This window comes from Shewanella zhuhaiensis, assembly GCF_022484835.1.
Classification (GTDB): domain Bacteria; phylum Pseudomonadota; class Gammaproteobacteria; order Enterobacterales; family Shewanellaceae; genus Shewanella; species Shewanella khirikhana.
In genome coordinates this window covers 84,928-110,264 of record NZ_JAKUDL010000004.1, presented here as the reverse complement: position 1 = coordinate 110,264, position 25,337 = coordinate 84,928, and the positions used below count along the sequence as shown (strand labels likewise).

The 25,337-nt window shown below is 56.2% G+C and carries 24 protein-coding genes and 1 pseudogene; 10 read left to right on the top strand and 15 right to left on the bottom strand.

Going from position 1 to position 25,337, the window contains the following annotated elements:
• Window positions 1-22: 22 nt before the first annotated feature.
• The 5 genes from MJ923_RS12455 to MJ923_RS12435 all read right to left on the bottom strand — a co-directional run bounded on the left by MJ923_RS12455 (window position 23) and on the right by MJ923_RS12435 (window position 4,021).
• Window positions 23-565: a M23 family metallopeptidase gene (locus MJ923_RS12455; protein ID WP_240591379.1), complete on the bottom strand. Its 543-nt coding sequence runs from the start codon at window positions 563-565 to the stop codon at window positions 23-25.
• Window positions 552-947 carry a VOC family protein gene (locus MJ923_RS12450; RefSeq protein ID WP_240591378.1) on the bottom strand — a complete coding sequence of 132 codons (396 nt, stop codon included), beginning with the start codon at window positions 945-947 and terminating at the stop codon, window positions 552-554. The genes MJ923_RS12455 and MJ923_RS12450 overlap by 14 nt, the downstream gene beginning before the upstream one ends.
• A gap of 163 nt (window positions 948-1,110) precedes the next feature.
• Entirely contained in the window at window positions 1,111-2,466 is a 1,356-nt protein-coding gene (gene gorA / locus MJ923_RS12445; protein WP_240591377.1) for a glutathione-disulfide reductase, read from the bottom strand.
• A 160-nt stretch (window positions 2,467-2,626) separates the two neighbouring features.
• The gene (locus MJ923_RS12440; RefSeq protein WP_240591376.1) at window positions 2,627-3,232 is read right to left on the bottom strand and encodes a hypothetical protein; all 606 of its coding nucleotides are present in this window, start codon (window positions 3,230-3,232) and stop codon (window positions 2,627-2,629) included.
• An 87-nt stretch (window positions 3,233-3,319) separates the two neighbouring features.
• Window positions 3,320-4,021 carry a hypothetical protein gene (locus MJ923_RS12435; RefSeq protein WP_240591375.1) on the bottom strand — a complete coding sequence of 234 codons (702 nt, stop codon included), beginning with the start codon at window positions 4,019-4,021 and terminating at the stop codon, window positions 3,320-3,322.
• Between the two features lie 318 nt (window positions 4,022-4,339).
• Between MJ923_RS12435 and prlC the strand changes: the two genes are divergently transcribed.
• Window positions 4,340-6,376 (top strand): oligopeptidase A, encoded by a 2,037-nt coding sequence (gene prlC, locus MJ923_RS12430; protein WP_240591374.1) that lies wholly within the window; start codon window positions 4,340-4,342, stop codon window positions 6,374-6,376.
• Window positions 6,377-6,528: 152 nt separating this feature from the next.
• Window positions 6,529-7,059: a thioesterase family protein gene (locus tag MJ923_RS12425; protein ID WP_240591373.1), complete on the top strand. Its 531-nt coding sequence runs from the start codon at window positions 6,529-6,531 to the stop codon at window positions 7,057-7,059.
• 2 nt (window positions 7,060-7,061) lie between these two features.
• Here the strand turns inward: MJ923_RS12425 and MJ923_RS12420 are convergent, their stop codons facing one another.
• Both MJ923_RS12420 and MJ923_RS12415 read right to left on the bottom strand, forming a co-directional pair.
• Window positions 7,062-7,715, bottom strand: a complete 654-nt coding sequence (locus MJ923_RS12420; protein WP_240591372.1) for a glutathione S-transferase family protein — start codon at window positions 7,713-7,715, stop codon at window positions 7,062-7,064.
• Window positions 7,716-7,800: 85 nt separating this feature from the next.
• Window positions 7,801-8,700 carry a LysR family transcriptional regulator gene (locus tag MJ923_RS12415; RefSeq protein WP_240591371.1) on the bottom strand — a complete coding sequence of 300 codons (900 nt, stop codon included), beginning with the start codon at window positions 8,698-8,700 and terminating at the stop codon, window positions 7,801-7,803.
• Between the two features lie 117 nt (window positions 8,701-8,817).
• Between MJ923_RS12415 and MJ923_RS12410 the strand changes: the two genes are divergently transcribed.
• Both MJ923_RS12410 and MJ923_RS12405 read left to right on the top strand, forming a co-directional pair.
• Entirely contained in the window at window positions 8,818-9,678 is an 861-nt protein-coding gene (locus MJ923_RS12410) for an SDR family oxidoreductase (protein ID WP_240591370.1), read from the top strand.
• A gap of 83 nt (window positions 9,679-9,761) precedes the next feature.
• Window positions 9,762-10,448, top strand: a complete 687-nt coding sequence (locus MJ923_RS12405; protein WP_126168734.1) for a DNA-3-methyladenine glycosylase I — start codon at window positions 9,762-9,764, stop codon at window positions 10,446-10,448.
• Here the strand turns inward: MJ923_RS12405 and MJ923_RS12400 are convergent.
• The gene (locus MJ923_RS12400) at window positions 10,445-11,179 is read right to left on the bottom strand and encodes a TorF family putative porin (RefSeq protein WP_126168735.1); all 735 of its coding nucleotides are present in this window, start codon (window positions 11,177-11,179) and stop codon (window positions 10,445-10,447) included. The two genes, MJ923_RS12405 and MJ923_RS12400, sit on opposite strands and share 4 nt — an antisense overlap.
• A gap of 363 nt (window positions 11,180-11,542) precedes the next feature.
• On the opposite strand from MJ923_RS12400, the gene MJ923_RS12395 reads away from it, so the two are divergent.
• Entirely contained in the window at window positions 11,543-12,688 is a 1,146-nt protein-coding gene (locus MJ923_RS12395) for an efflux RND transporter periplasmic adaptor subunit (RefSeq protein WP_240591369.1), read from the top strand.
• Between the two features lie 30 nt (window positions 12,689-12,718).
• Window positions 12,719-15,868 carry an efflux RND transporter permease subunit gene (locus tag MJ923_RS12390; protein WP_240591368.1) on the top strand — a complete coding sequence of 1,050 codons (3,150 nt, stop codon included), beginning with the start codon at window positions 12,719-12,721 and terminating at the stop codon, window positions 15,866-15,868.
• A gap of 84 nt (window positions 15,869-15,952) precedes the next feature.
• Here the strand turns inward: MJ923_RS12390 and MJ923_RS12385 are convergent, their stop codons facing one another.
• The 6 genes from MJ923_RS12385 to MJ923_RS12360 form a co-directional block, all read right to left on the bottom strand.
• Window positions 15,953-16,249, bottom strand: a complete 297-nt coding sequence (locus MJ923_RS12385; protein ID WP_240591367.1) for a DUF6482 family protein — start codon at window positions 16,247-16,249, stop codon at window positions 15,953-15,955.
• A 102-nt stretch (window positions 16,250-16,351) separates the two neighbouring features.
• Window positions 16,352-16,528, bottom strand: a complete 177-nt coding sequence (locus MJ923_RS12380; protein ID WP_240591366.1) for a hypothetical protein — start codon at window positions 16,526-16,528, stop codon at window positions 16,352-16,354.
• Window positions 16,529-16,809: 281 nt separating this feature from the next.
• Window positions 16,810-17,808 (bottom strand): DUF3137 domain-containing protein, encoded by a 999-nt coding sequence (locus MJ923_RS12375; protein ID WP_240591365.1) that lies wholly within the window; start codon window positions 17,806-17,808, stop codon window positions 16,810-16,812.
• Between the two features lie 53 nt (window positions 17,809-17,861).
• On the bottom strand, window positions 17,862-18,311 hold the full coding sequence (locus MJ923_RS12370; RefSeq protein WP_126168740.1) for a YaiI/YqxD family protein: 450 nt from the start codon (window positions 18,309-18,311) through the stop codon (window positions 17,862-17,864).
• 24 nt (window positions 18,312-18,335) lie between these two features.
• Window positions 18,336-18,791 carry a GNAT family N-acetyltransferase gene (locus MJ923_RS12365; protein ID WP_240591364.1) on the bottom strand — a complete coding sequence of 152 codons (456 nt, stop codon included), beginning with the start codon at window positions 18,789-18,791 and terminating at the stop codon, window positions 18,336-18,338.
• Between the two features lie 114 nt (window positions 18,792-18,905).
• Window positions 18,906-20,513, bottom strand: a complete 1,608-nt coding sequence (locus MJ923_RS12360) for an AbgT family transporter (RefSeq protein WP_240591363.1) — start codon at window positions 20,511-20,513, stop codon at window positions 18,906-18,908.
• Between the two features lie 677 nt (window positions 20,514-21,190).
• Between MJ923_RS12360 and MJ923_RS12355 the strand changes: the two genes are divergently transcribed.
• The 3 genes from MJ923_RS12355 to MJ923_RS12345 are packed head-to-tail and all read left to right on the top strand — an operon-like array spanning window position 21,191 to window position 23,466.
• Entirely contained in the window at window positions 21,191-21,760 is a 570-nt protein-coding gene (locus MJ923_RS12355; RefSeq protein ID WP_126168743.1) for a LemA family protein, read from the top strand.
• Between the two features lie 3 nt (window positions 21,761-21,763).
• Window positions 21,764-22,783 (top strand): DUF3137 domain-containing protein, encoded by a 1,020-nt coding sequence (locus MJ923_RS12350; RefSeq protein WP_240591362.1) that lies wholly within the window; start codon window positions 21,764-21,766, stop codon window positions 22,781-22,783.
• Window positions 22,783-23,466, top strand: coding sequence for a lytic transglycosylase domain-containing protein (locus MJ923_RS12345; protein WP_240591361.1), 684 nt, complete (start codon window positions 22,783-22,785; stop codon window positions 23,464-23,466). Before MJ923_RS12350 ends, MJ923_RS12345 begins: the two co-directional genes overlap by 1 nt.
• Window positions 23,467-23,570: 104 nt before the next feature.
• On the opposite strand, the gene MJ923_RS12340 is transcribed toward MJ923_RS12345, so the two are convergent.
• Window positions 23,571-24,425, bottom strand: a complete 855-nt coding sequence (locus MJ923_RS12340) for a 23S rRNA (adenine(2030)-N(6))-methyltransferase RlmJ (protein WP_240591360.1) — start codon at window positions 24,423-24,425, stop codon at window positions 23,571-23,573.
• A 196-nt stretch (window positions 24,426-24,621) separates the two neighbouring features.
• On the opposite strand from MJ923_RS12340, the pseudogene MJ923_RS12335 reads away from it, so the two are divergent.
• A pseudogene (locus MJ923_RS12335) lies at window positions 24,622-25,332 on the top strand (class I SAM-dependent methyltransferase); the annotation flags it as partial.
• Window positions 25,333-25,337 lie beyond the last annotated feature (5 nt).

The window sequence follows — 25,337 nt, the reverse complement described above, 5'->3', positions numbered from 1 at the left end:
CGCCTGCTTGGCAGTGCCAAGGTCAGATACCGGAGTGGGAAAAATACTCCACCGGGTCGAGGTAAAACACCTTTTTATAGCCCTGGGTGGTGAAATCCAGCCGCCAGGGCCTGGGGAGCAGACTCACCAGACTGTAGTGCAGGTGCGGCGGTTTACCTTTAGCATTGCCGCTGTCACCCACGGTGCCAATCGGGCTGCCTGCAGCCAGCCACCAGCCATTGCCTTCGAAACTGTCCAGATGGGCAAAATAGTGCAGCTTAAAGCCCGGCCCAAGTGCCAATATCACCTTACCGCCCTTACTGAGCTCGCCGCGCCATAGCCTGAGCATAGGCACAGGGGCCACAAGCATCTGCCCCTTGGGGGCAAAGATATCCATGCCCTTGTGTACCCCAGAGCTGCCCCATGGCTCGTACCAGAAGGTATCCGGGTGCCAATCTTTACTGGCCGCGCCTGTTACCGGCAGTAGCGGCGACTCGCTCCAAAAGCCCCACATCATCAGCGGGATCAGCAGCGCCACGGCAGCAATGTTGCCAAAACGCGAGCGCAAATTCTTATTCGGGCACATGGCAGACGGCTTCCACGTTATTTCCGTCAGGGTCCAGCAGGAAGGCGCCGAAATAGTGCTCATGGTAGATGGGCCGGAGGCCCGGAGCGCCGTTGTCTTGCCCTCCGGCCGCCAGACCCGCCTGATGAAAGGCTGCAACGGCAGCGCGGTTTGGCGCCACAAATGCGGTGTGGCGCGGCGAGGCTGCATCTCGGGTTTCTATCACCCAAAACACGGGTTTACCCTCGGGGCCAAAGGCACACATGCGCCGGGTCGGCCAGTCGGCATCCCAGCTGGTCAGCTCTTCAAATAACATGGGATAAGCCAGCGGCCTGAAGGCGGCAATATAAAAGTCGCGGCTGGCAATATAGTCGCTGGCGTAGGTACTCAGATGATCTATCACGGCGCAATCCTTTCGCAGTTAATCCGGGCTTAATGTCCGCTCTTTTACCGAGCGTCTAACCAAGGTGCCACACTCGCTACAGGCTGACCAGTTAACAAAGTTTCAGACCGCAAAAAGCCGCTCAAAGAGCGGCTTTTTGTCTGGTTCAAGACTGACCCTGCTATCAGCGCATGGTCACGAACTCTTCGGCGCCAGTGGGGTGAATGGCCACCACGGCATCGAAGTCGGCCTTGGTGGCGCCCATCTTGATGGCCACACCGAAGCCCTGAAGGATTTCGTCCATACCAAAGCCAATACCGTGGATACCCACGACTTTTTCGTCGGGACCGGCACATACCAGCTTCATTTTGCAGGCCTGACGATGGGCAGTTACTGCGGTATACATGGAAGTGAAGCTTGAGGTGTATACCTTCACCTGATCATCACCATATTGCGCCTTGGCATCGGGCTCACTCAGGCCCATGGTGCCGATGGGCGGATGGCTGAATACCACTGTGGGTACCAGGCTGTAGTCCATCTTGGCATTGGCCTGACCGCCGAACAGGCGCTCAGACAGGAAGCGACCGGCTTTCACCGCCACCGGGGTAAGTTCAATGCCACCGGCAATGATATCTCCGACACAGTAGATGCCTTCGGCGCTGGTGTTTTGCCACTCATCCACCAGCACGTAGCCGCGCTCATCCAACTTAACGTCGGTGTTTTCAAGGCCAATCTTGTCGGTGGCAGGTTCGCGGCCAATGGCCCAGATCAGGCAATCCACAGTGATGGACTCGCCGTTTTCCAGTTGCAGAGTCAGGCTGCCGTCGGCGTGTTTTTCCACGGCCTTGGGTACGGCATGGGTGTGCAGAGTCGGGCCGTTTTCAGCCATGGCATCAACCAGCGCCTGGCTCAGCATGGGGTCGAAGCTGCGCAGTGGTGAGTGCTTGCGCACCAGCAAATGGGTTTCACTGCCGAGGGCATGCAGCACACCGGCGATTTCGACGGCGATATAGCCAGCACCAACCACGGCAACCCGCTTGGGCTGGGCGTCGAGGGCAAAGAAGCCGTTGGAATCGATACCGTGCTCAGCACCCGGGATATTGGGAATGCTTGGGCGACCACCGGTGGCGATAAGAATATGATCGGCGGTGTATTCTTCGCCATTCACTTCGATGGTGCGGTTATCTTTGAAGCGGCCGTAGCCCTCTACCAAAGTAACACCATTGCCGGTAAAACCACGGCCATAGGCGGCGTGAATACGCTCGATATAGGCTTCACGGCTGGCAACCAGGGTGTTCCAGTCAAAGTTTTTTACTTCAACATCAAAACCATAGTCTTTGGCATACAGGTGCATGGCTTCAGCTACCTGGGCGCCGTACCACATCACCTTTTTGGGCACACAGCCCACGTTCACGCAGGTTCCGCCCACGTGTTTGGCTTCAATCAAAAGGACCTTGGCGCCCCGGATAGCAGCGCGGTTGGCGGATGCAATGCCGCCACTGCCTGCTCCCAGACAGATATAATCGTAGTGTTGGGCCATGGAAATCTCCGTTGTGAACGACGAGGTAAGGGCTCAATTGTAGGGAGCTTTTTGTCCGGATGGAAGCGAGGCGCCATCCGGGTTGCTCCCGCAGCAACCAAAGACCGGCCCCAGGCCTGCTTTGTTGCGCTCAGCGCAGTTTACTCGGCGCCAACGAAACTCAGCGCCGATACATGCAGCGGTCATGGTCGCCCTGACGCGGGCCATTGCTGCCACACTTAAGACAACGCCATTCCTTTTGCCTTGCTTTAAGCTCATCGCCATGATGCTCGCCCGCCCCACGGGAGGTCAGCAGCTTTTCGAGTTGCCCCATACGGTTATCCAGCCAGCGGCAGTTGGGGTCGTCGGCCACGTAGGATCTGGCGGCAACCGTTTTGCTGCTCACCCGTCGCTTGGGCCGATTGTTGTCGCTGCGACGCCCCTGCTTTTTGGCATGGTCAACATAATCGCGGCCGCTGAATTCCATCCCCGGTTGAGCAGCATGGGGAATACTTAGCTGGCGCCCCTGACTGTCGATGGCAGCGGGCTTCTCCGGCAAAGCACTTTGATTGGAAAGAGTACTTTGCTTGGTAACAGAACTCTGCCCCTTTGACGCATCCAAGCGGGCGAGGGCTTCAGGCTCTGTACTCTTGGTGTTTTGTCCGGGCTCAATAAGGGACTGGTATTCCCCCGCTACAGCCCAGGGCGTCAGCAGCGAGAAACACAGAAAAAGGGCAAACTTGAGATGATTGGGCGCAGCAGATGGCGCCAGCGGGATAGTTGACATTCCTTGTCCTCCGGTGAGGCCACATCCTGCGGCCTTGGCAGCGCAGCCCCGAACGGGGCCTCAGAAACCAAGTTTAGTCAACGGCGGTTAAAACGCCCAATTGAGATGGACACCGGCGAAGGTTTCATCCAGCGCGTCGTCCCCCAGCTCCAGGGTAATGTCGTGTCCGGCATGGCTGCGACTGACATGCCCTGTGATAGCAAGCCCATCGGCAAGCACATACTCAGCCTCAAGCCCAAATTGCAGGTGGTTGCGACCATTGTGCGCCTCGGTCACGTATTGGTAGTCCAATCCCTGAGTGATGTAGGGACTCAGGGTAAGGCGTTCACTCACATGCCAGTTACTGTGCAGACTCAGTTCCACAAAATAGCCACCGGCCTCGGTGCTGTAGGTGTAGGCCACCGAGGGCACCAGATAGTCCCAGCGCACATAAGCCATTTCGGCAAACAACTCGTTGTCGCTGCAACGCTCATCGCCGTAGCTTTCAATGCGCTGCAGGCCGACAAAGGCTTCGATATCCTCATGCAGGTGCAGGGCATATTCGAAACCAAGATTCCATTCGGTGTAGTGTTCACTGTCGGCACGGCCAACCAGGGCGTAAGTGGTCAAATCACCAAAACTGGCCGCCAAAGCGCCCCAGCCAATGCCGCCTTTGTTGAGATTGTCGCGCCCTTCGGTGATATAACGGCTGTCCCAGCCAACATCCACCACAAAACTTGGCTCCAACGCCACGGCAGGTAAGGTCACCAACCCCAAGGCCAGCGCCAACATCGATTTTGCCCCGTTCATTTCACCCATCCTGAAACTACGCTTGATCTGCTGCGATCTTATGCCCGCCAATGCGAGAGTAAATGCGAATAGCTTGCATTTGCGGCACCGTTAGCAAAGATGACATTGTAAATTAAGCGTAAATCCGTTTCGGGATTCTGCTCACGGTTTTTGGCGGGATGACTTGTTAGGAATGCGTAACAAGTGCCCGGCGGCCTTGATAAATTGTCTGCCAGCCCCTATTTATCCCCTATCGATACTCACAAAGGTGCAAGCCGCTTCTGCCATGGCTCAGCCATCACAGGACTCGCCCTTTCCTTACAGAGAAAAGGATACCCAATGACCAATCCACTGCTTGAGCCTTCCAAGCTGCCGCCGTTTTCGGCCATTAAACCCGAGCACATCCAAAGCGCTGTTGAGCTGGCCATAGGCCACTGCCGCGCCGAGATAGAACGCGTACTGGCGGCTGGCGACTTCAGCTGGCAGGGACTGGTGGCGCCGCTCGAAGAGGTCGACGACCGCCTGAGCAAGCTCTGGTCTCCGGTATCCCACATGAATTCCGTGCTCAGCACCGAAGAATGGCGCGCCGCCCACGATGCCTGTTTGCCACTGTTATCTGAATACGGCACCTTCGTTGGTCAGCACGAGGGCCTGTATCAGGCCTACAAAACCCTGCATGGCTCAGACGAATTCAAAACTCTGCCGCGGGCCAAACAAACTCTGATTGAACACGCCCTGCGTGACTTCGAGCTGTCGGGCATTGGCCTGGACGATGCCAAGAAGGCTCGCTACGGCGACATCGTCAAGCGTCTGTCGGAGCTTTCCAGCAGTTTCTCCAATCAGGTGCTGGATGCCACCCACGCCTGGACCAAACTCATCACCGACGAAGCCGAGCTTAAAGGGCTGCCCGAGTCAGCCCTGGCCGCCGCCAAAGCCATGGCCGAAGACAAAGAATTGCAGGGCTATCTGTTCACCCTCGACTTCCCGTCTTACCTGCCGGTGATGATGTACTGCGAAAACCGTGAGCTGCGTGAAGAGTGCTACACCGCCTTCGTTACCCGCGCATCCGATCAGGGCCCCAATGCCGGCAAGTTCGACAATAGCCCGCTGATGGAAGAGCTGCTGGCACTGCGCCATGAACTGGCAACCCTGCTCGGCTTTGAAAGCTTTGCCCACAAGTCGCTGGCCACCAAAATGGCCGAGACCCCGGCCCAGGTCATCAGCTTCTTAAACGAACTGGCGCTGCACTCGCGCCCACAGGCCAAAAAAGAGCTGGATGAACTCAAGGCATTTGCCGCCAGCGAATATGGCGCCACTGACCTCAAGGCATGGGACTTGAGCTTCTATGGCGAAAAGCTCAAACAGCACAGATACGAAATCTCCCAGGAAGAACTGCGCCCCTATTTCCCGGAAAACAGAGTACTGAGCGGTCTGTTCCACACGGTTGAGCGCCTGTTTGGACTGAAAATCGAAGAGCAAACCGAGTTCGACCGCTGGCATAAAGACGTGCGTTTCTTCCATATTTTTGATGCCGACGGTGAGCACAGAGGCAGCTTCTACCTCGATTTATACGCCCGCAGCGGCAAACGCGGCGGCGCATGGATGGACGAGTGTCGGGTACGGCGCATCAGTGGCGGTGAACTGCAACGCCCGGTTGCCTATCTCACCTGTAACTTCAACGGCCCGGTGGGCGGCAAGCCAGCGCTGTTCACCCACGACGAAGTAGTAACCCTGTTCCACGAATTTGGCCACGGCATTCACCATATGCTGACCAAGGTCGATGTGGCGGGCGTGTCCGGCATCAATGGTGTGCCCTGGGATGCGGTAGAACTGCCAAGTCAGTTCATGGAAAACTGGTGCTGGGAAGAAGAAGCCTTGCAGGAAATCTCCGGCCACTTTGAAACCGGTGAGCCACTGCCCAAGAGCATGCTGGACAAGATGCTGGCGGCGAAAAACTTTCAGTCGGCCATGATGATGGTGCGCCAGCTGGAGTTCTCGCTGTTCGATTTCCGCCTGCACCTGGAATACAACAGTGAAGACGGCGCCCGTATTCAGGAAACCCTGGATGAAGTGCGTCAGCAGGTTGCTGTGGTGATCCCCCCCAGCTTCAACCGCTTCCAGCACAGCTTCTCGCACATTTTTGCCGGCGGTTATGCTGCCGGTTACTACAGCTACAAATGGGCCGAAGTGCTGTCGGCAGATGCCTTCTCGCGCTTTGAAGATGAAGGGATTTTCAACCCAGAGACCGGCCGCGCCTTCCTGACCAACATCCTCGAGATGGGTGGCAGCGAAGAGCCTATGGAGCTGTTCCGCCGCTTTATGGGCCGCGAACCCAACACAGACGCGCTGCTGCGTCACAGCGGTATCAGTCACTGACACTGAGGTTTAGAAACATCAAAGGGCGCTGCGGCGCCCTTTTTGTTGGTCAACTGACAGCATACGCCGCCCCCCTTTCTCCGACTCGATTGCTTGCAGGTACGACCTCTGATAGCCTTCAGCTTTACGCAATTACTCTAATACATAGATCCATGAACCTGTACTTTCGACTTATCTGGTTGTTTTTATGGCGTGTTCGCCACTGCAATCGCATTGGATTCCTCGATGTAAGCCGCATCGAATACCGGGCGCTGCCGTCAGACTGCGACATCAACATGCACCTGACCAACAGCCGCTATCCGGCCTTTATGGATCTGGCCCGCACCCACATGCTGGCGGAAATGGGCCTGCTGAAACGCTTTTTGAAGCTGAAGTGGATGCCCATAGTCAATGCCGCCGAATTCACCTACATCCGCGATATCAAGCCACTGCAAAAGTTCACCATCGAGAGCCGCGTAGTGGGTTGGGATGAAAAGTATTTTTATATTGATCAGCGCTTTGTCAGCGAGCGTGGCCTGCATTGCATAGTGCATGTACGCGGGGTGTTTGTGTGTAATCGCAAGCAGGTGCCCATCAGCGAGCTGGTACGGGAAGCAGGTTATGAGGGCGAGGCGCCAGCCCTGTCACCCGAAGTGCAAAAGTGGAAGGCCTTCCTGCAGCTCAAAAAAGAGCGCAATACCTGAGGTTAAGGGATAAGTTTCAGCCCTGTGACTTCCGCGGCGGCGGCCAGTGCCGCCTCCTCTGCCACCAGCTCCCAGGCGCCTCTTAGCTTGGCCTGCTGGCGGTAGCGGCAGAGATTTTCCAAATCCAGCAAATCCATCAGCTCGAACGCCGGTTCCAGACAAGGCAGCAGCGCACAGTCAGCCAGGGTAAAGCCATCACCCACCAGCCAGTGGCTGTTGGCAAGCTCCTCATCTATACCCGCAAACACCTGCAGCAGCTTTTGGCGCACCTGCGCCATTGCCAACTCGTTGCGATGTTCAGGCGCCATGCTCAGTTGCTGTTCCAGCAAAAACAACTGATTGCTGACATCGTTATCGAGGATCCTGTCCCACAGCCTGACCCGCAGACGGTCATTGTCATCCACCGGCAGCAGCCTGGTGCCGCCATGAATATGGTGGTCGAGGTATTCAATAATGATGGTGGATTCCGGCAGCAAACTGCCATCAACGCATTTGAGCAGCGGCAGCTTACACAGGGGGTAGAGGTTACTGAAGGCCTGACGCTGCAAGGGGTCTCTGAGTTCAGTGACCCTGGGATAGAAGTTCGCCTGTTTCTCGTACAGCCCAAGAAGTACCTTTTGGGAGTAACGGGAAAGCGGATGGTAGAAGAGCTCCATGGAATCTGGCCCCCATTGCATACGCCCTTTTAAGAAGGCGGCTGCCGCACAGGCAAATTTACGCCTTCCTTAAATTTAGCCCCGTTCAGGCAGATTTGAACAGCTTCTGTTTCAGAAAATCGATAAATACCCGCACCCGTGGCGGAGTGTTCTCCTTGTAGGGGTGCAATGCGTAGATGCCGCCTTCGCGCAAATGGTAGTCGGGCAGCAAGAGTTCAAGCTCGCCTGAGGCCAGATGTTGGCCTATCAGATTGTCCGGCAGAATCGCCACCCCCAGGCCCTGTAAGGTCAGCGCCAGCAGGCCATTGGTGCTGTTACAGCTGATAAAAGGGGTCACCCTAACCCGGTATTCCTCACCCTGACCATTGTGCAGGGTCCAGCTCTTGGGAAGATGGCTGGAGGCATGGGCAAGCCACTGATGATGTTGGAGATTATCAGGGTGTAATGGCCTGCCGTGGGCGGCCACATAAGCCGGGCTCGCCACCAGCTGCTCATCGAAACTGCCAAGCTTGATGGCTCTGAATTCCGAGTCTTCCGGCCAGCCGCCCTGAATGGCCACATCAATTTGATGTTCAAGCAAATTCAGTTTGTTGTCTTCCAGCAGCAGGGTCATGCGGATGTTGGGATAGCGCTGGTGAAACTCACCGATAAGCGGCAACAGATCGTGCTCGCCAAGGCCCACAGGAGCGGTGATCCTTAAACTGCCGTGCAGATGCTCATCCGCCGGACGGGTCACCGCCTCGGCCTGACGCGCCAGTTGCAGCAATTCGCCGCAGTAATGGAAAAACTCACGGCCATCCTCGGTCAGGCTGATACGGCGGGTGGTGCGATGCAGCAGCTCGCAGCCCAAACGTTCTTCCAGCTTTTTCAGGTGCTGGCTCACCATGGAGCGGCTTATTCCCAGCACCTCGGCGGCCATGGTCAGCGAACCCTGCTCGACAACCGAGGCAAACACCAGCATGCGATAGAGTTGGGATGCGTCCATGGCCCGTCCTTTTGTTTAGTTTTAATTACCAAAGATATAAGTAAATCACTCATTATCAATTTTTGCCACGGGAATACACTGAGCACCTCATCAATCCCAACCCTTGAGGTACACATTATGATCCTGATCCTTGGTGCAAGTGGCGAACTGGCCAGCCTGACTACAGCAGCCCTGCAAACCCTCGGCAACACTGAAACTGTACGCCTGGGCAGCCGCTCCCCTGCCAAACTGGCGGCCGAAGGCGCCCAAACCCTGTTTGCCGACTACGACCAACAAGACTCTCTCGAAGCCGCCATGACGGGCGTGTCCAAAGTCTTGTTTATTTCCGGCAACATCGCCAACGATGCCCGTCTGGCCCAACATCTGAACGTTATCGCCGCCGCAAAAAAGGCCGGCGTGAGCCAACTGCTGTACACCAGCTTCCAGTCCCCCAGTCTCGACAGCGCCTTTGACTTTGGCGCCAGCCACGCCGCCACTGAAGCCGCCATCCGCGCCTCGGGCGTGCCAGCCACTGTGGTGCGAAACGCCTTTTATGCCGAGCTGCAACTGATGAGCCTTGGCCATACCCTGGAAAGCGGCGCCCTGACCCACGCAGCCGCCGACGGCCGCTTTGCACCTGTGAGCAAGGCCGATATCGCCGAGGCGCTGGCCAGATTGCTGATGGCAACACCCGATGCCGATAAGCATATCGGCAGCACTTACGAGTTCACCGGTCCTGAGCTGCTGTCCTATGCCGACATCGCCAAACTCATTGGCAAGCTCACAGGTAAGCGAATTGAAACCAACGAAATCAGCCCGGAAGCGCAAATTGCTGCGCTGAGCCAAATGGGTTTGCCCGGCTTTTTGGCCAAGGCGCTGGGCGGCGCCAGCCGTGCCATTGCCGCAGGGGAATACGATACGCGCAGCGATGATTTGGCGCATATCCTCGGCCGCAAGCCCCGCAGCCTTCGCGAGGTGATTGCTGCCGCCCTCGGCTAATACCCCGGCTCGCCGCAACCACTTGGATTGACGGCACCCATGCAAGTACACTGGCAAAGCCATTCATCGTTTCAGGGAAGTTCATGAAAATCGAATCCTTTGCCAGTATTTATCAGCGCGCCGCCGAGCGAAAAGGCGGCGTCGATGCGCTTGAGGCACTGCTGCCACAGTCTTTGTCGGCCGACGAATATCAGGAATATTCTGATGACCGGTTACTGTCGGCCATGAGCAAGCAGATTTTTCAGAGTGGTTTTGTGTGGAAGGTGGTGGACGCCAAATGGGCCGCCTATGAAGAGGCGTTTTTTGGCTTCGATCCGCTGAAGATTTTGCTGATGTCACCGGAGCAACTGGATGCCCGCGCCAGCGACCCTGCCCTTATCCGCCATGAAAAAAAGACCCGGGCCATCTACGACAATGCCTTGATGGTGAAAGAAATTGCTGCTGAACATGGCAGTCTGGCACGTTATATCGGCCTCTGGCCCGGGGAAGAGATCACCGCCTTGTGGCAGGTGCTCAAAAAGCGCGGCGCCAGGCTTGGGGGCAATACCGGCCCTTACTTCCTGCGCGCCACCGGGAAAGACACCTTCCTGCTGACCTCAGACGTGGAGGGCTATCTGAGGGCAACCGGTCTGGTGGATGCAGGGCTTGCCACCCAAAAGGGCCTGGCTCAGGCACAGGCCGCTTTTAACCACTGGCAGGCTGAGTCGGGCCGGACGCTGGCTCAAGTCAGCCGCATTATTGCCTGCGGCGTGGGTGACAACCGGATTTAAAACGCCTTGCTGATGCCGACGACGAAACGGTCGTCAAAAATCTCGGTTTGGGTGCCGTAAACCTTGTGATCTGTGTCCACTGTGCTGCCGTGGTAACGCAGATCCAGGGTGTAACCTGCCCAGGTCTTGGACACACCCAGGTTCCAGTGACCCCAGCCTTCGGCGCCTTCGCCGTCGAGATCCTGATACCCCACAGAGCCGGACAGCTGAATGCCATTGTCGAAGCTGTAGCTTGGGTGCACCGCATAGTTCACCCCTTGCCAGCCATCCACGCCGAACCAGTCATCCAGCGTTGGAGTCACCTCTAACTGCATGTTCAGCTTGCCAAATTGCTTACCCACCTTCAGCCACAGTTCGGTGTAGTTGCTGTAGGAAGCGCCGGGATACAGGTAAGAAAATACCATCACATCATAGGTGAAACCTGAATCACCAAACTCACCGGCTTTGCCGATAAAGGGGCCGGTCACCACTTCCAGATTGGGGTCGGCAAACTTGATGTTGGAGCCGAAAACGCCGGCATACCAACCGGCATCATTGCTCCAGCTCAGAGTGCCCTGAATGGCTGGCACATCGCCATCCATGGTTTCGGATTCGCCACGGAATACATAGTCGCTGGCGATAGTCAGCTTGCCACCCAGAGTGCCGCCAAAGACCTTGGCTTCTTCTGCCATAACGCCGCTGGAACATGCGATGGCGGCCAGCGCCAACAGGGTTTTGTTCAATTTCATCATCACTGCCTCGTTGAAATGGGTTCTCCCGCTGCAACGAATCATAAGCAGGGGTTATGAATGGCCTTGGCGGGGGACGTGAATAGCTCGCGACAGATTATGAAGAAATATGAACAACTGATGTGGCAGGTTATCGGGAGACAATTTGCTGCCATGAAATGTTAAAAAATAGCTAAATACATGCAAATAAAAGAAATTTTTGCACTCCTTTACACTTTTCAGCCATTTGCTGACTTGAGCTGGCGCCCCCTGTGTGAGATAACTTGCGGATCATAAATTTAGTATTAAAAATGGGCGATTTGTCTGGGTATCCAGGTGTTTTTATCTACACCACCCCGTTAGCCCAGACACAAAAAGGAGATTTCAATGCGGCAAATGTTAAAAATTGCCTCCGCCGTTGGCCTGGTACTGTGGGTCAGTGCCTGTGGTCAGGAAGAAGCGCAGCAGGGCGCCCAGCAAGCGCGTCCCCCCATGGAAGTGGGCGTGGTTGAGGTGAAGGCATCCGCCCAGAATATTCTGGTGGAACTGCCGGGCCGCAGCCGTGCTTACCTCGAAGCCGAAGTGCGTCCTCAGGTGTCCGGCATCGTCATGGAGCGCAACTTCGTTGAAGGTCGCGAAGTGAAGGAAGGCCAGTCGCTGTACAAAATTGACGACGCCACCTACAAGGCCACGCTTGAAAGCGCCAAGGCCGATCTGGCCAGCGCCCAGGCATCCCTTGCCAGCGCCAAGGCCCGCGCCGCCCGTTACGAGAAGCTGGTGAAAACCAATGCTATCTCCAAACAGGACTTCGACGAAGCCGACGCCAGCTACAAAGAAGCCCTCGCCCGGGTGAAAGTGGCCGAAGCCCAGCTGCACACCGCCGAGATTAACCTCAAGTACACCCAGGTGCAGGCGCCTATTTCAGGCCGTATCGGCAAATCTGCCGTGACCCCGGGTGCACTGGTGACCGCCAACCAGGGACAGGTGCTGGCCACCATCCAGCAGCTCGACCCCATCAACGTTGATATCACCCAGTCCAGTGTTCAGCTGCTGGCCCTCAAGGCCAAGCTGCGTGCCGGTAAGTTGCAGGCGGCCGATAACGCCGAGGTGCAGCTGGTACTGGAAGATGGCACCACTTACGAGCACAAAGGCAAGCTGCAATTTGCCGAGGTGAGCGTAGATGAGAACACAGGCTCAGTGATCCTGCGCGCCGAATTCCCTAACCCTGACAACGTGTTGCTGCCAGGCATGTATGTGCGCGCCATGCTGAACACAGGCGTGGATCCGAGTGCCATTCTGGTGCCGCAAAAGGCCATTACCCGCAACACCCGCGGTGAAGCCGTGGCCATGGTGGTGAATGCCGAAAGCCAGGTTGAGGCCCGTAACGTGACCACAGCCGAGGTGATCGATCACCAGTGGCGCGTCACTTCAGGTCTTCAGGCCGGTGATAAGCTCATCATCGAAGGGCTGCAGAAAATTCGTCCCGGCGCCCCTGTGGTGGCCAAGCCTGCCGGTTCTACTCAGGCACAGTAATTCAGACCAAGCGAGTTTCAGGAATAAGCTATGGCACGTTTCTTTATCGACAGACCCATCTTTGCCTGGGTGATCGCGATTCTGGTGATGTTGGCGGGTGTGCTCGCCATCAAGGGCTTGCCCGTATCCCAGTATCCGAACATTGCACCGCCCAAGGTGGTGATCTCGGCAAGTTATCCCGGCGCATCCGCCAAGACCCTGGAAGACTCGGTAACTCAGGTTATCGAACAGCGGATGACAGGTCTGGACAACCTGCGTTACATCAACTCCACCAGTGATGGTTTCGGTAACGCCGAAATCACCCTGACCTTCAACGCCGAAGCCGACGCGGATATCGCTCAGGTGCAGGTGCAGAACAAGCTGCAATCGGCCATGCCGCTGCTGCCTCAGGAAGTGCAGGCCCAGGGCGTGCGGGTGAATAAGTCTACTTCAGGCTTCCTGATGGTACTGGGCTTTGTGTCCGGTGACGGCAGCCTGACCAAAAACGACATTGCCGACTATGTGGGCTCCAACATTCAGGACCCCTTAAGCCGGGTTGCCGGTGTGGGTGACATCACCCTGTTCGGCGCGCCCTATGCGATGCGGATATGGCTCGACCCACTCAAACTGACCCAGTACAGCCTGACTACCCAGGACGTGGTTGCCGCGATTCGTGAGCAGAACGCCCAGGTGTCGGCCGGTCAGCTGGGCGGCGCGCCCTCGGTAAAAGGTCAGGAGCTGAACGCGACTGTGTCGGCCCAAAGCCGCCTGGAAACCCCAGAGCAGTTTCGTAAGATTATCCTCAAGTCCGACACCAACGGCGCCAAGGTTTATCTGAACGACGTGGCCCGGGTGGAACTGGGCGCCGAAAGCTATGTGGTTGAATCCTACTACAACGGCCGTCCGGCAGCGGGTCTGGCAATCAGCCTGGCCACAGGTGCCAACGCGCTGGATACCGCCAAGCGGGTACGGGCTAAAATCGAAGAGATGAAGCCCTTCTTCCCTGCCGGTATGGAAGTGGTTTACCCCTACGACACCACCCCCTTCGTGGAAAAATCCATTGAAGGCGTGGTGCACACCCTGCTGGAAGCCGTGGTACTGGTATTCGTCATCATGTACCTGTTCCTGCAAAACTTCCGCGCCACTCTTATCCCAACCATTGCGGTACCTGTGGTACTGCTGGGTACCTTTGCGGTGCTGTCGGCCTTTGGCTTCTCCATCAACACCCTGACCATGTTCGCCATGGTACTGGCCATTGGTCTTCTGGTGGACGATGCCATCGTGGTGGTGGAAAACGTCGAGCGGGTAATGCAGGAAGAGGGCTTAAGCCCGCTGGAAGCCACCCGTAAGTCGATGGATCAGATCACCGGCGCCCTGGTGGGTATCGGTTTGACCCTGTCGGCGGTATTCGTGCCCATGGCCTTTATGTCCGGCTCTACCGGGGTGATTTACCGTCAGTTCTCCATCACTATCGTATCGGCCATGGCGCTGTCGGTACTGGTGGCACTTATTCTGACTCCGGCGCTGTGTGCCACCATGCTCAAGCCGCTCAAGCCCGGCCATGCCCATGGTCAGCACGGCTTCTTTGGCTGGTTCAACCGCAGCTTTGAGCGCCTGACTTCGCGCTACGAAGCCAGTGTGGCCGGTATCCTCAAGCGCACCCTGCGGGTGATGGCGATTTATCTGGCGTTGGTGGTTGCCACCGGCTGGATCTTTATGCGCATGCCTACCGCCTTCTTGCCCGATGAAGATCAGGGCATTCTGTTTGCCCAGGTGATCCTGCCCACCAACTCCACTCAGGAGTCGACGGTGAAGGTGCTGGAGAAGATGGACAAATACTTCCTCGAAGACGAGAAAGAGAACGTGAAATCGGTGTTCTCCGTGGCTGGCTTCTCCTTTGCCGGTATGGGTCAGAACATGGGTATCGCCTTCGTGGGTATGCAGGACTGGGCCGAGCGTGAAGGTCCGGGTCAAGACGTATTCTCCCTCACCGGCCGCGCCATGGGCGCCTTCTCGCAGATTAAAGAAGCCTTCGTGTTTGCCTTTGCGCCGCCGTCGGTAATTGAACTCGGCACCGCCAACGGTTTCGATTTCTATCTGCAGGACAAAAACGGCCAGGGCCACGACAAGTTGCTGGCAGCCCGTAACCAATTGCTGGGCCTGGCCGCGCAAAACCCCAACCTGGTGGGCGTACGCCCCAATGGTCAGGAAGATGCGCCCATGTACCAGCTGGATATCGACCATGCCAAGCTGCGAGCGCTCGGCGTAGATATCGGCTCGGTCAACAGTGCCATTGCCACCGCCTGGGGCGGCAGCTACGTGAACGACTTTATCGACCGTGGCCGGGTGAAGAAGGTATTTGTGCAGTCCGATGCCCAGTACCGGATGCAGCCAGAAGACCTCAACACCTGGTATGTGCGTAACGCCAAAGGTGAAATGGTGCCCTTCTCGGCCTTCGCCACCGGTCGCTGGGAATATGGCTCACCACGTCTGGAACGCTTTAACGGCTTGCCTGCGATGAACATCCAGGGCGCCACAGCCCCGGGTTACAGCACCGGTGATGCCATGCTGGATATCGAGAAAATCGTTGAGCAGCTACCACCGGGCTTTGGTATCGAGTGGAACGGTCTGTCGTATGAAGAACGTCTGTCAGGCAACCAGGCGCCGGCACTGTATGCGCTGTCGATTCTGGTGGTATTCCTGGTATTGGCGGCCCTCTATGAGAGCTGGTCGGTGCCCTTTGCAGTTATCCTGGTGGTACCGCTCGGTATTATCGGTGCCCTGCTGGCAATGAACGGTCGCGGTCTGTCCAACGACGTATTCTTCCAGGTGGGTCTCTTGACCACTGTGGGTCTGGCGACCAAGAACGCCATTCTTATCGTGGAATTCGCCAAGGAATTCTATGAGAAGGGCGCCGGACTTATCGAAGCGACCCTGCACGCGGTGCGGGTGCGTCTGCGCCCCATTCTGATGACCTCGCTGGCCTTCGGTCTGGGTGTGGTGCCGCTCGCTATCTCTACCGGCGTGGGCTCAGGCGCGCAGAACGCCATCGGTACCGGTGTACTCGGCGGTATGATGAGCTCGACCTTCCTCGGTATCTTCTTCGTGCCGCTGTTCTTCGTGATTGTTGAGCGTATCTTCAGCAAGCGCGAGAAAGAAGGCAAAGAGCACAACACCGACAAACCGGCCGACAAGCATTAAGCCTGTCAGCGCGTAAAACTGCACGAAACGAAAAGCCCCGCACTGCGGGGCTTTTTATTGGGGAGCGTTTGCACCAAGCCGTATTCAGGCAACGCGCAGGGGAATTTCCATGGCATTGCTGCACTCCCGCACCGACTGACCGACCATTTCATCGTAGGCGCTTTCCTGGCGCAGCACTGTCTCACGCACCGGCAAGTCTTCAAGCAGCGCCTGCATCTGGCACAGATTTAAACTTCGCAGCATACGGTCATCATCATCGGTCACATACAGCTCAGCGCCATCAATCACCACCGACAGCTGATACAGCGACATATCCAGCGAATGAATGCAGGCTTTGTCGATGCGGGGCAGGACTTTGAGGCTTGAATAGCGAATGGTCATGGCATGACTCCTTGGCTTGGGTTACCAGAATGGATACGCCAGTCACTGCCGAATGGATTAAAAAATAAACCCCGCACCGGGCGGGGTTTTGGCGGGGTCGGCTCAGATGGCTGACACGGCCTTTCTGGGGTTGGCGGCTTTGCCGGGCATCACGGTGCGGTTCTTGTGACCGATAAAGGCATCTGCCTGTGTGGCTTGTGGGTTGGCTACCTGCTCGCTGCCGGTGCTGGCACAGCCGCTTGCAAAAATAACCAGGATCGCTGCAATAGCGTATTTCATGGGTGTCCTTAGAAATTAATCAATTTGTTCTTGTTCTGCTCTGGGGATCTGGCGTTGCCGTAAGCACCTGCTTGCGCTGCCATCGCAGGCATGGTGCGGCATTCGGCGCTGTTGGCGACCCGCCGGGCGCAGGCAAAATACAGCGCACCCGCTCAAATGTCGAGCAAAAACGGCAGGAAATTGCGCATAACTCATGCAGAACAGGAATATCCACCACAAACAATACCCTATGCGGTTTTTTGTGGTGGATTTAAGCCACTGATATCAGAGCGATTGCAGCATCAAAGCCCGGTATGACGCGCCAGTGCCAACTCGTCGGCAATCCCAAAAATAAAGCCAAGATCGGCAAAGATCTCCCCGATGGGCTCTTTAAAATCGATGGGCTTTTCATGGTCCTGATGGTGGGAAAAGAAGTCCCGCGAGCTGGGCACGCGGATCAGCAATTTATTGTCTTTGAAGCAGGCTTCAAGTCCATTGCCAAAGTGGTTGTCGAGTTCGATTAAGCGCTCCATCATGCCGGGGTTCAGCAGATAACGGGCCTCGACCTGATCTGAGGAAAACACTTCAAATCTTGCTTCGAAGCGGGGATCTTCCAGCTTCACTCTGTCGAGCCCCCGCTGCCCCAAACTAAGCCAGAAGCCTCCATCGCGCACTACCCGAGTGGTGCCCTTGAAGGCCTTTTTCAGGGTAAAAGCCAGTAATACACCTTTGAATGCCAGCTCGTACTTATCGTTGTTTTTCTTTTCGTAAAAACCCACATTGAAAAACGCGAACGGCACCCCGTGGTGGCTGCCCTTCAAGTGGCTAAAGCAGCTCGATTTATCGTGTTTGGGGAAGATGCCAAAGTCTTCGTAGGCTCGGTGCTGGCCGGTCGCCTCATTACCCCACTTGATGACAAAGTCCTTGCCAAAATACGCCAGCACCCGGGGATAAAGCTTGTCGATGCCTTCATCCATAAAGTTGGACAGCTCATTGCCTGCCCACCAGGCCAGCCCGGCCATGCCAAGCATACTGACAAAGGCCAGACCAAAGCCGATGAAAATCCATTGGTTTGGCAGAACACCAAAAAAGCCCAGCGCACTGCTGCCGAACGACAGATAAATCATCGGCCACATCAGCCGGGTAAATGGGCGGATTTGAGCCATTCGCGCCTGCTGACGGGCGACAATGGGGCCGCGGCGCGCCTCCAGCTTTTTACACATCGGCCAGATAGCTTGCTGATAGTGTTTGGCAAAAGGCTTGCGGTGTTCGTATGGAATATCAAAGTCTGGAGTGGCCATCTGACTCCCTGATGGTCTGTGGTTACAACACGCCCGCTCCCGGGCGACAGAAACTACTTGGGCAGCTTGGCGAGCCAGCGGTCCAACTGATTGGCAAAAGCCTGACGATCGGCCTGCGACAAAGGCGCTGGGCCACCGCTCTGAATGCCGCTGGCACGCAGCGTCTCCATAAAGTCGCGCATATTCAGCCGCGCCTTCACGTTCTCGGCGGTGTAAAGCTCGCCACGGGGATTGAGCGCCAGCGCGCCCTTGGCAATCACTTCGGCGGCCAGCGGAATATCGGCGGTGATCACCAGCTCGCCTTGACTGACCCGGCGAACGATTTCGTTGTCGGCAACATCGAAACCCGACTCGACCCGAACCGATTTGATAAAAGGAGAAGGGGGCACCCGCACGCTCTGGTTGGCCACCAAAGTCAGCGGGATTTGCCTGCGCTCGGCGGCGCGAAACAGTACTTCTTTAATTACCGATGGGCAGGCATCGGCATCGACCCAAATTTGCAAAAAGAACTCCTCAATTCGCCACCCTCACAGGAGTGGCAAAGTATAACGGTAAAACTCTGTATCCCGCAGCCAGCCTTCAGCCTGGTAAAGGCCTTGAGCCCTGAAGTTGTCTACGGCGGTTTCGAGCTGCAAACTGCAGGCTCCCGAAGCCAGCCCCAAGTCCCGGGCAGCGGCCAGTAACAGTTTTCCAAGCCCCTTACCTCGGTGAGAATCACAGACAAAAAGGTCATTCAGAGTCCAGCAGGGCTTGGCTGACAGCGATGAAAAGCCCGGGTAAAGCTGCATAAAACCCCATCCCCGGCCATCGGCATCCAACACCAGGAATACTGCCGATTCATTGTTCACCAGGCGCTGCTCCAAAAATCCGCAGGCCAGCGGCAAGTCATCTGCCAAATCGTAAAAGCGGCGGTATTGATTAAACAGCTGCGCAGCCAATTCAAGCTCAGCCAGAGTTGCGCGGATCACCGTGAATTCACTCATCTGTCCTTCCCTTTTTTGCCGCTATACCTTCAGCCAAGGATTGCCGACAGCCTAACACAATCACCGGGGTAACAAAAAAGGAGGCCGAGGCCTCCTTTTGTGATTCCAGCAGATTTAAGGGATGTAGTAAGTGGCTGCGCCCGGCCCTACCGGCAAGCCAAAGCCAAATACCCACAGGAAGAAGAAGCTGGTCCAGCCAACAAAGAACACCAGGGTGTAGGGCAGCATAGTGGCCACCAGGGTGCCTATGCCCATGTCTTTCTTATAGCGGCAGGCCACGGCGAGGATAAGCCCGAAGTAACTCATCATCGGGGTGATGAGGTTAGTCACCGAATCGCCAATACGATAAGCCGCCTGAATGGTCTCAGGGGCATACCCCACCAACATCAGCATGGGCACAAAAATCGGTGCCGTTACTGCCCACTGGGCCGAAGCAGAGCCCAGCATCAGGTTGATAAAGCCGCACATGGCGATAAACAACAGGAACAGCAGCGGGCCAGTGAGGCCAATGGCGCTGAGGGCATCGGCGCCCATCACCGCCAGCACGGCGCCCAGATTGGTCCACTTGAAGAAGGCCACGAACTGAGAGGCGAAGAACACCAGCACTATGTACATGCCCATGGTGCTCATGCTGTGGCTCATGGCATTGATCACATCTGTGTCTTTCTTCATGGTGCCGACCACCTTGCCGTACACCAGACCCGGAATGGCAAAGCAGATAAAAATAAACACCACTATGCCCTTGAGGAAAGGCGAACCGGCAACCAGCCCTGTGTCGGGATGACGCAGCGGCGCGCCTTCCGGCACCACAGTCAGCGCCAGAACAGCGCCCAGCACCAATGCTGCCAGACCGGCCATCTTCAGGCCACGGCGTTCGATGTCGGTCACCTGCTCCATGGTCTGCCCGGCCAGGTCAATGGAAGCTTCACTGTCGTCGTACTTGCCGAGCTTTGGCTCAACAATCTTTTCGGTGACCCAGGCGCCCATGATGGACACCAGGAAGGTGGAGGCGAACATAAAGTACCAGTTCACTTCCGGGCCAACGATGTAGTCGGGGTCAATCATCTGCGCCGCGGCTTCGGTGATACCCGACAATAGGGGATCTATGGTGCCCAGCAGCAAGTTGGCGCTGTAACCACCTGAAACACCCGCAAAGGCGGCCGCAAGGCCCGCCAGTGGGTGACGCCCGAGGGAGTGAAAAATCATCGCCGCCATGGGAATGAGCACCACATAGCCCAGCTCAGAGGCAGTGTTGGAGACAATACCGGCAAACACTATGGTCACAGTCACCAGTCGGCGAGAACGGCCAATCACCAGCGCACGCATGGCAGCACTGAGCAGGCCGGAGCGCTCGGCAATCCCCACCCCCAACAAAGCCACAAGTACTGTGCCCAGCGGGGTGAAGCCGGTAAAGTTTGTCACCAGATTCGAAACAATTAGCCTCAAACCCTCTGCATTGAGCAGGCTGACCACGGAAATCATGCCATCGGCACTGCGACCGGAGGCGCCTTCGGGGCGCGGGTCGGCCACCGACAGCTCGAAGTAACCCAGCAGGCCAGAGAGCAATACCACACCGAGGCAGAAGAGGGCGAACAGAGTGATGGGATGGGGCAACAGGTTACCCAGCCGTTCCACCACGTTCAGAAATCGGACAAACCAACCGCTCTTGGCGATGTCTTCCGGGGTTTCAGAGGCGGTAACCTCCGGGGAGTTGGTGCTCATGGTCTTTCCTTCGGGCCTGGGCTGCTTTGCAGCACTCGTTATGGGTGTTATCCGCGGGAAACGCCATGCACAATGTGGCTGCTGGCAGTCCTCAGCGGACCCGGCACGCTAGCACAATAGGGTTAAGTCAAACTTAAGTGGTCAGAAGCGGGAAAGGCCGCACGGGCTGGAGGACAGGCAAAAAAAAGGATCCCAGCGGGATCCCGTCACGGCAAATTGGTCGCCAAATCCAAATGTTGTGCACTTGTCACTTTATTGAACCCATTCTGAACTCAAGCTTAACCATGTGTGTAATTTCATGAATTTAGCCGCAAATTGCAGCTTAAAACGTCAATTTCATCCTTTTATTGCCGCACTGCAGGCGGTATCGGCCACGCCTGTTTGCAGTGGCGCTGTTTTTTCACCCAGCAAAAACCACCATTAAAGCCTTTACTTTCATAAGGATAATTTTTGGCTGCGGTATTTTTTCACCAATCGCCCACCATTACAGCCAGTTATGAAAAATTGCAGGCAAAAAACATTGAAATCATCAGTTTAACTTGCCGTTTTGCCACTCACGCCCTCTCCCCCATTGGTCGACTGGTCAGTTTTCCGCCGTGACAGATGCAATTTTTGCCAATTTGTGGTTAGCTTTGGCTGCAATGGCCCAGCGGGTGTCTGTAATTTAAGGATTTATGATGGAAGGATTGTTAATCGGTCTTGGATTGGTGTTGATAGTTTCCTACCTCTGGTATGTCAGCCTGATCAAAAAGCGCAATACAGCCCGTGAGGCCTTGTCAGGCATTGATGTGCAGCTGAAGAAGCGTGCCGATCTGGTGCCCAACATTCTGACCATAGCGCAGAAGTTTATGGACCACGAAAAGTCGCTGCTCACCGAGATCACTGCGCTGCGGGCCCAGGTGTCTGCCGGTTATGACAAGGGCGATGCCGAAGCCGTTCGTCAGCACCTGGCGCAGGCCGATGCCCTCAACAGCAAGATGGGTCAGCTGATGGTTACCGTGGAAAACTACCCTGAACTCAAAAGCGACCAGACCATGGTGCAGGCCATGCAAACCTACAACGAAGTCGAGGCCCACATCAGCGCCGCCCGCCGTTTTTACAACTCGGCCGTGTCTGAGCTGAATACCGCAGTGGAAATCTTCCCCGGCTCGCTGATTGCCAGTATGGCCTCGGTGAAAGCCATGCCATTCTTCGAAGCTCAGGAAGCCGATCGCGCGCCGGTAAATGCCAGCGATTACCTGAAGTAAGCCATGAATATGCTGTCGTTTTTGCTCGGTGCGCCTATCAAGGCGCAGCGGGCAACCAAGGGGCTGTCTGCAAACCCGGCTGACATTGACGCCCTCAAAGCCTATTACGAATCCGATATTGCGCCCTTATGCCGCAAGTTTGAAAACCAGCGCATCAGCGCGCTTAAACACGCCCGCAAGCGCTTGTATTTGGGCGCTGCCATCTATCTGAGTCTGTTGCTGCTGGCCTTTCCCATGATGCGCCCCGGCGCCGAATACGCCCCCTTCATCTGGATGATTGCCGTAATGCTGGCCATCGGCATGTGGCACGTGGCCAGTCGTCCGCTGAAGCAATACAGCGGCGCTGTGCAGGCCGAAATCTATCCGCGTATTTTCCGCTTCTTCGGCCCCGACTTTGTGTTTTGCAAAGGCCAGGACATGGGACTGCGACGTTTTAAAGATGCCCGTATTTTGCCGTCGTACGACAAAGCCCGCTTCGATGATGGTGTGCTCGGCAGCTATCGCGGTGTGGAAATCGTGATCAACGAAGTGCATCTGCTCAGAGAAGAGCGTGACAAAGACAACCGCACCCAACATGTGACCGCCTTTAAGGGGCTGACCATTTCGCTCTCGAGCCACAAGCCGTTTAAGGGTCATACGGTGGCCATCCGTGCCCGCGGTGCCATTACCAATTTCTTTTCCGACAGCCATGGCGGCCTTGAACGGGTACGGCTGGAAGACCCTCGTTTCGAGAAGCTGTTTGATGTGTTTTCAAGCGATCAGATTGAGGCCAGGGTGCTGCTGACCACCGCCTTTATGGAGCGTTTGCTGGAGCTGGCAAGTTTCTTCCAAAGCCGCATCCAATGCGCCTTCTACCATGACAGGCTGCTGATCACCCTCGAGAGCAACCAGAACCGCTTTGAGCAAACATCCATCTTTAACGGCGCCACCTTCGAAGATGAATTCAGCCAAATCCATGCCGAAATGAAGCAACTCTTTGCTATTATTGAGTTACTCAAGCTTAACGAATACACGGGTCTTTAATGTCTGCCCAGCGCACCCTGCTGCCAATCCTGTTGTTACCGGCCCTATTGGGGTCGGTGTTGGCCTATGGTGCCGAAAATACCGACAGCAAAGCGAAACCAAAGATCACCGCCCGCTACTCGGATCAGGGCACCAGCAGCCAAACCAAGGTGTACCGATACGAGCAGCCCAACGGCACCACAGTCTTCAGCGACAAGGCGCCCGCCAACGGCAAATACGAGATCCTGCTGTTTGACTGCTACGCCTGTAATCCCAGATCCAAGGTGAACTGGCGCACCATCCGTCTGAATCGCAGCTACGAGCGCGACATTCTGCTGGCAGCCGAAACCTATGCGCTGGAACCTGCGCTGATCCGCGCGGTGATCCATGCCGAATCGAACTTCGATCCCAAAGCCATTTCCCGCACCGGCGCCGTGGGACTGATGCAACTTATGCCCGGCACCGCCAAGGACATGGGCGTGCGCAATGCCTTTTTGCCCCAGGACAATATCCTCGGTGGCAGTCGATATCTGTCGCAAATGCTGGAGCGCTTCAAAGGCAATCTCAACCATGCGCTGGCGGCCTACAATGCCGGTCCAACCCGGGTCGAGGAATACCGTGGTATTCCACCCTACCCGGAAACCAAAGCCTACATTGAAAGGGTCAATATTCTGCTTAGCCGCTATCGCAACCTGCGTACCTGAGTATGGAGCCCGTGATTAAGGCGTCAGGCTAAACAGTTAATATGAAAAAACGGGCATTAAGCCCGTTTTTTGTACAATCTGCCACTACAGCCAAACGCCTGTGCTTATTCGCCCACTTCCCATTCCACCCGCACATTGCCGCCATCCACGTTAAGCAGAGGATGCAGATATTCCAGCATTTCGCTGGCCAGGGTGTCGAGCTGCCAGGGGGGGTTAATCACCCACAGACCTGCGGCGGTCATGCCAAACTCGTCTGAGTCGGGTTTGATGGCTTGCTCAATGCGCAGCTGACGGCGAATGCCGCTTTGCTTCAGCTTGTCGAGCATGCCCTCGGTCTGAGCGCGGTTCACCACCGGATACCAAAGCAGGTATACCCCAGTGGCAAACTTGCGATACGCCTTGATGATGCTATCGGCCACCGCATCATAGTCGGTTTTAATTTCATAGCTTGGGTCAATCAACACCACCCCACGGCGCTCCAGCGGCGGCACGTTGGCCAGCAGACCGCTGAGACCATCCCACTTGGTGACCTGTACCTGACGGGCGGTTTCAAAATATTCGTTCAGCAGCTCAAAATCGGTGCCGTGCAGTTCATGCAGCACCATGCGGTCGTTGTCCCTGAGGTGCATGTCCACAAATGCCGGTGAGCCCGGATACCACTCGAGATCGTCACCGCCGTTTTCATTGCCTTCGTTGAAGTGACGCACCGCCTCCACATAAAAGGCCAGTGAAACAGGCAGGTCGGTGCGGTTCCACAAACGGCCGATGCCATCCTTATATTCACCGGTCTTCTGGGCGAATTCGTCTTTCAGACTATAGCCACCTGCACCCGAGTGGGTGTCAATATAGACAAACGGCTTGTCTTTTTTCTGCATCAGCTCAATTACTTGCAGCAAAATAGCGTGTTTGAGAACGTCAGCATAGTTGCCGGCGTGAAAGCCATGGCGATAACTCAGCATAAAAATTTCCGAAATGGTCGGCAGAGTGAAAACTGCAGCTATTATAACCTCAGCCGTTGCGTCTGTATCCTTAAAGGGGCCGCTTTTCCCCACAGGCTTTAGTTCCGGGCAAAGGCCACAAAGGGTATACTGCCGCCAACTTCCGTTGAGGGTCTTCACTGTGTTTGCAATCCATATCGACAAAGACGACAACCGCCTGAGTGACATTTGCCAGCGTTGGCAGTTGCTGCCCACGGATGGCGCCGACTTTGCGCTACTGTTTGAAGACGATGCCTTAACTTTAAAAAAGCGGGATGAACCCAAACTTGGCGGGATCTCGGTGGACTTTGTCTCCGGCGCCGTGGCCCACAGACGCAAGTTTGGCGGCGGTCGCAACCAGGCCATTGCCAAGGCTGTGGGGCTTAAGGCAGGGGCTAACCCCAGCGTGGTGGACGGCACCGCCGGGCTAGGTCGGGACGCCTTTGTGCTGGCAAGCCTTGGCTGCAATGTGCTGTTGATTGAGCGTCACCCTGTGGTTGCCGCCTTGCTGGAAGACGGCCTGCGCCGCGCATATCTCGATGCCGAAATCGGTCCCTGGATGCAACAGCGGATGCAGCTTGTTCATGGATCCAGCCTGGATGCACTGGATAATCTGCAACACCAACCGGATGTGGTTTATCTCGACCCCATGTATCCCCACAGAGACAAATCTGCGTTGGTAAAGAAAGAGATGCGGGTGTTTCAGTCGCTGGTTGGCGCGGATACCGACGCCGATGGGCTGCTGCAGCCTGCGTTGAAGCTGGCGCAAAAACGGGTGGTAGTGAAACGCCCCGACTACGCCGAAGATCTCGATGGCATCAAACCCAGCACCCGGATTGAAACCAAAAAAAACCGCTTCGACGTCTACGTCAAAGCGGCCATGGGTTGAGCTTT

Bases quoted from the DNA above. Each gene is read 5' to 3' on its own strand.
- MJ923_RS12455 (WP_240591379.1), bottom strand. From the start codon at position 565: ATGTGCCCGAATAAGAATTTGCGCTCGCGTTTTGGCAACATTGCTGCC.
- gorA (WP_240591377.1), bottom strand. From the start codon at position 2,466: ATGGCCCAACACTACGATTATATCTGTCTGGGAGCAGGCAGTGGCGGC.
- MJ923_RS12440 (WP_240591376.1), bottom strand. From the start codon at position 3,232: ATGTCAACTATCCCGCTGGCGCCATCTGCTGCGCCCAATCATCTCAAG.
- MJ923_RS12435 (WP_240591375.1), bottom strand. From the start codon at position 4,021: ATGAACGGGGCAAAATCGATGTTGGCGCTGGCCTTGGGGTTGGTGACC.
- prlC (WP_240591374.1), top strand. From the start codon at position 4,340: ATGACCAATCCACTGCTTGAGCCTTCCAAGCTGCCGCCGTTTTCGGCC.
- MJ923_RS12425 (WP_240591373.1), top strand. From the start codon at position 6,529: ATGAACCTGTACTTTCGACTTATCTGGTTGTTTTTATGGCGTGTTCGC.
- MJ923_RS12420 (WP_240591372.1), bottom strand. From the start codon at position 7,715: ATGGAGCTCTTCTACCATCCGCTTTCCCGTTACTCCCAAAAGGTACTT.
- MJ923_RS12415 (WP_240591371.1), bottom strand. From the start codon at position 8,700: ATGGACGCATCCCAACTCTATCGCATGCTGGTGTTTGCCTCGGTTGTC.
- MJ923_RS12410 (WP_240591370.1), top strand. From the start codon at position 8,818: ATGATCCTGATCCTTGGTGCAAGTGGCGAACTGGCCAGCCTGACTACA.
- MJ923_RS12405 (WP_126168734.1), top strand. From the start codon at position 9,762: ATGAAAATCGAATCCTTTGCCAGTATTTATCAGCGCGCCGCCGAGCGA.
- MJ923_RS12400 (WP_126168735.1), bottom strand. From the start codon at position 11,179: ATGATGAAATTGAACAAAACCCTGTTGGCGCTGGCCGCCATCGCATGT.
- MJ923_RS12395 (WP_240591369.1), top strand. From the start codon at position 11,543: ATGCGGCAAATGTTAAAAATTGCCTCCGCCGTTGGCCTGGTACTGTGG.
- MJ923_RS12390 (WP_240591368.1), top strand. From the start codon at position 12,719: ATGGCACGTTTCTTTATCGACAGACCCATCTTTGCCTGGGTGATCGCG.
- MJ923_RS12385 (WP_240591367.1), bottom strand. From the start codon at position 16,249: ATGACCATTCGCTATTCAAGCCTCAAAGTCCTGCCCCGCATCGACAAA.
- MJ923_RS12380 (WP_240591366.1), bottom strand. From the start codon at position 16,528: ATGAAATACGCTATTGCAGCGATCCTGGTTATTTTTGCAAGCGGCTGT.
- MJ923_RS12375 (WP_240591365.1), bottom strand. From the start codon at position 17,808: ATGGCCACTCCAGACTTTGATATTCCATACGAACACCGCAAGCCTTTT.
- MJ923_RS12365 (WP_240591364.1), bottom strand. From the start codon at position 18,791: ATGAGTGAATTCACGGTGATCCGCGCAACTCTGGCTGAGCTTGAATTG.
- MJ923_RS12360 (WP_240591363.1), bottom strand. From the start codon at position 20,513: ATGAGCACCAACTCCCCGGAGGTTACCGCCTCTGAAACCCCGGAAGAC.
- MJ923_RS12355 (WP_126168743.1), top strand. From the start codon at position 21,191: ATGGAAGGATTGTTAATCGGTCTTGGATTGGTGTTGATAGTTTCCTAC.
- MJ923_RS12350 (WP_240591362.1), top strand. From the start codon at position 21,764: ATGAATATGCTGTCGTTTTTGCTCGGTGCGCCTATCAAGGCGCAGCGG.
- MJ923_RS12345 (WP_240591361.1), top strand. From the start codon at position 22,783: ATGTCTGCCCAGCGCACCCTGCTGCCAATCCTGTTGTTACCGGCCCTA.
- MJ923_RS12340 (WP_240591360.1), bottom strand. From the start codon at position 24,425: ATGCTGAGTTATCGCCATGGCTTTCACGCCGGCAACTATGCTGACGTT.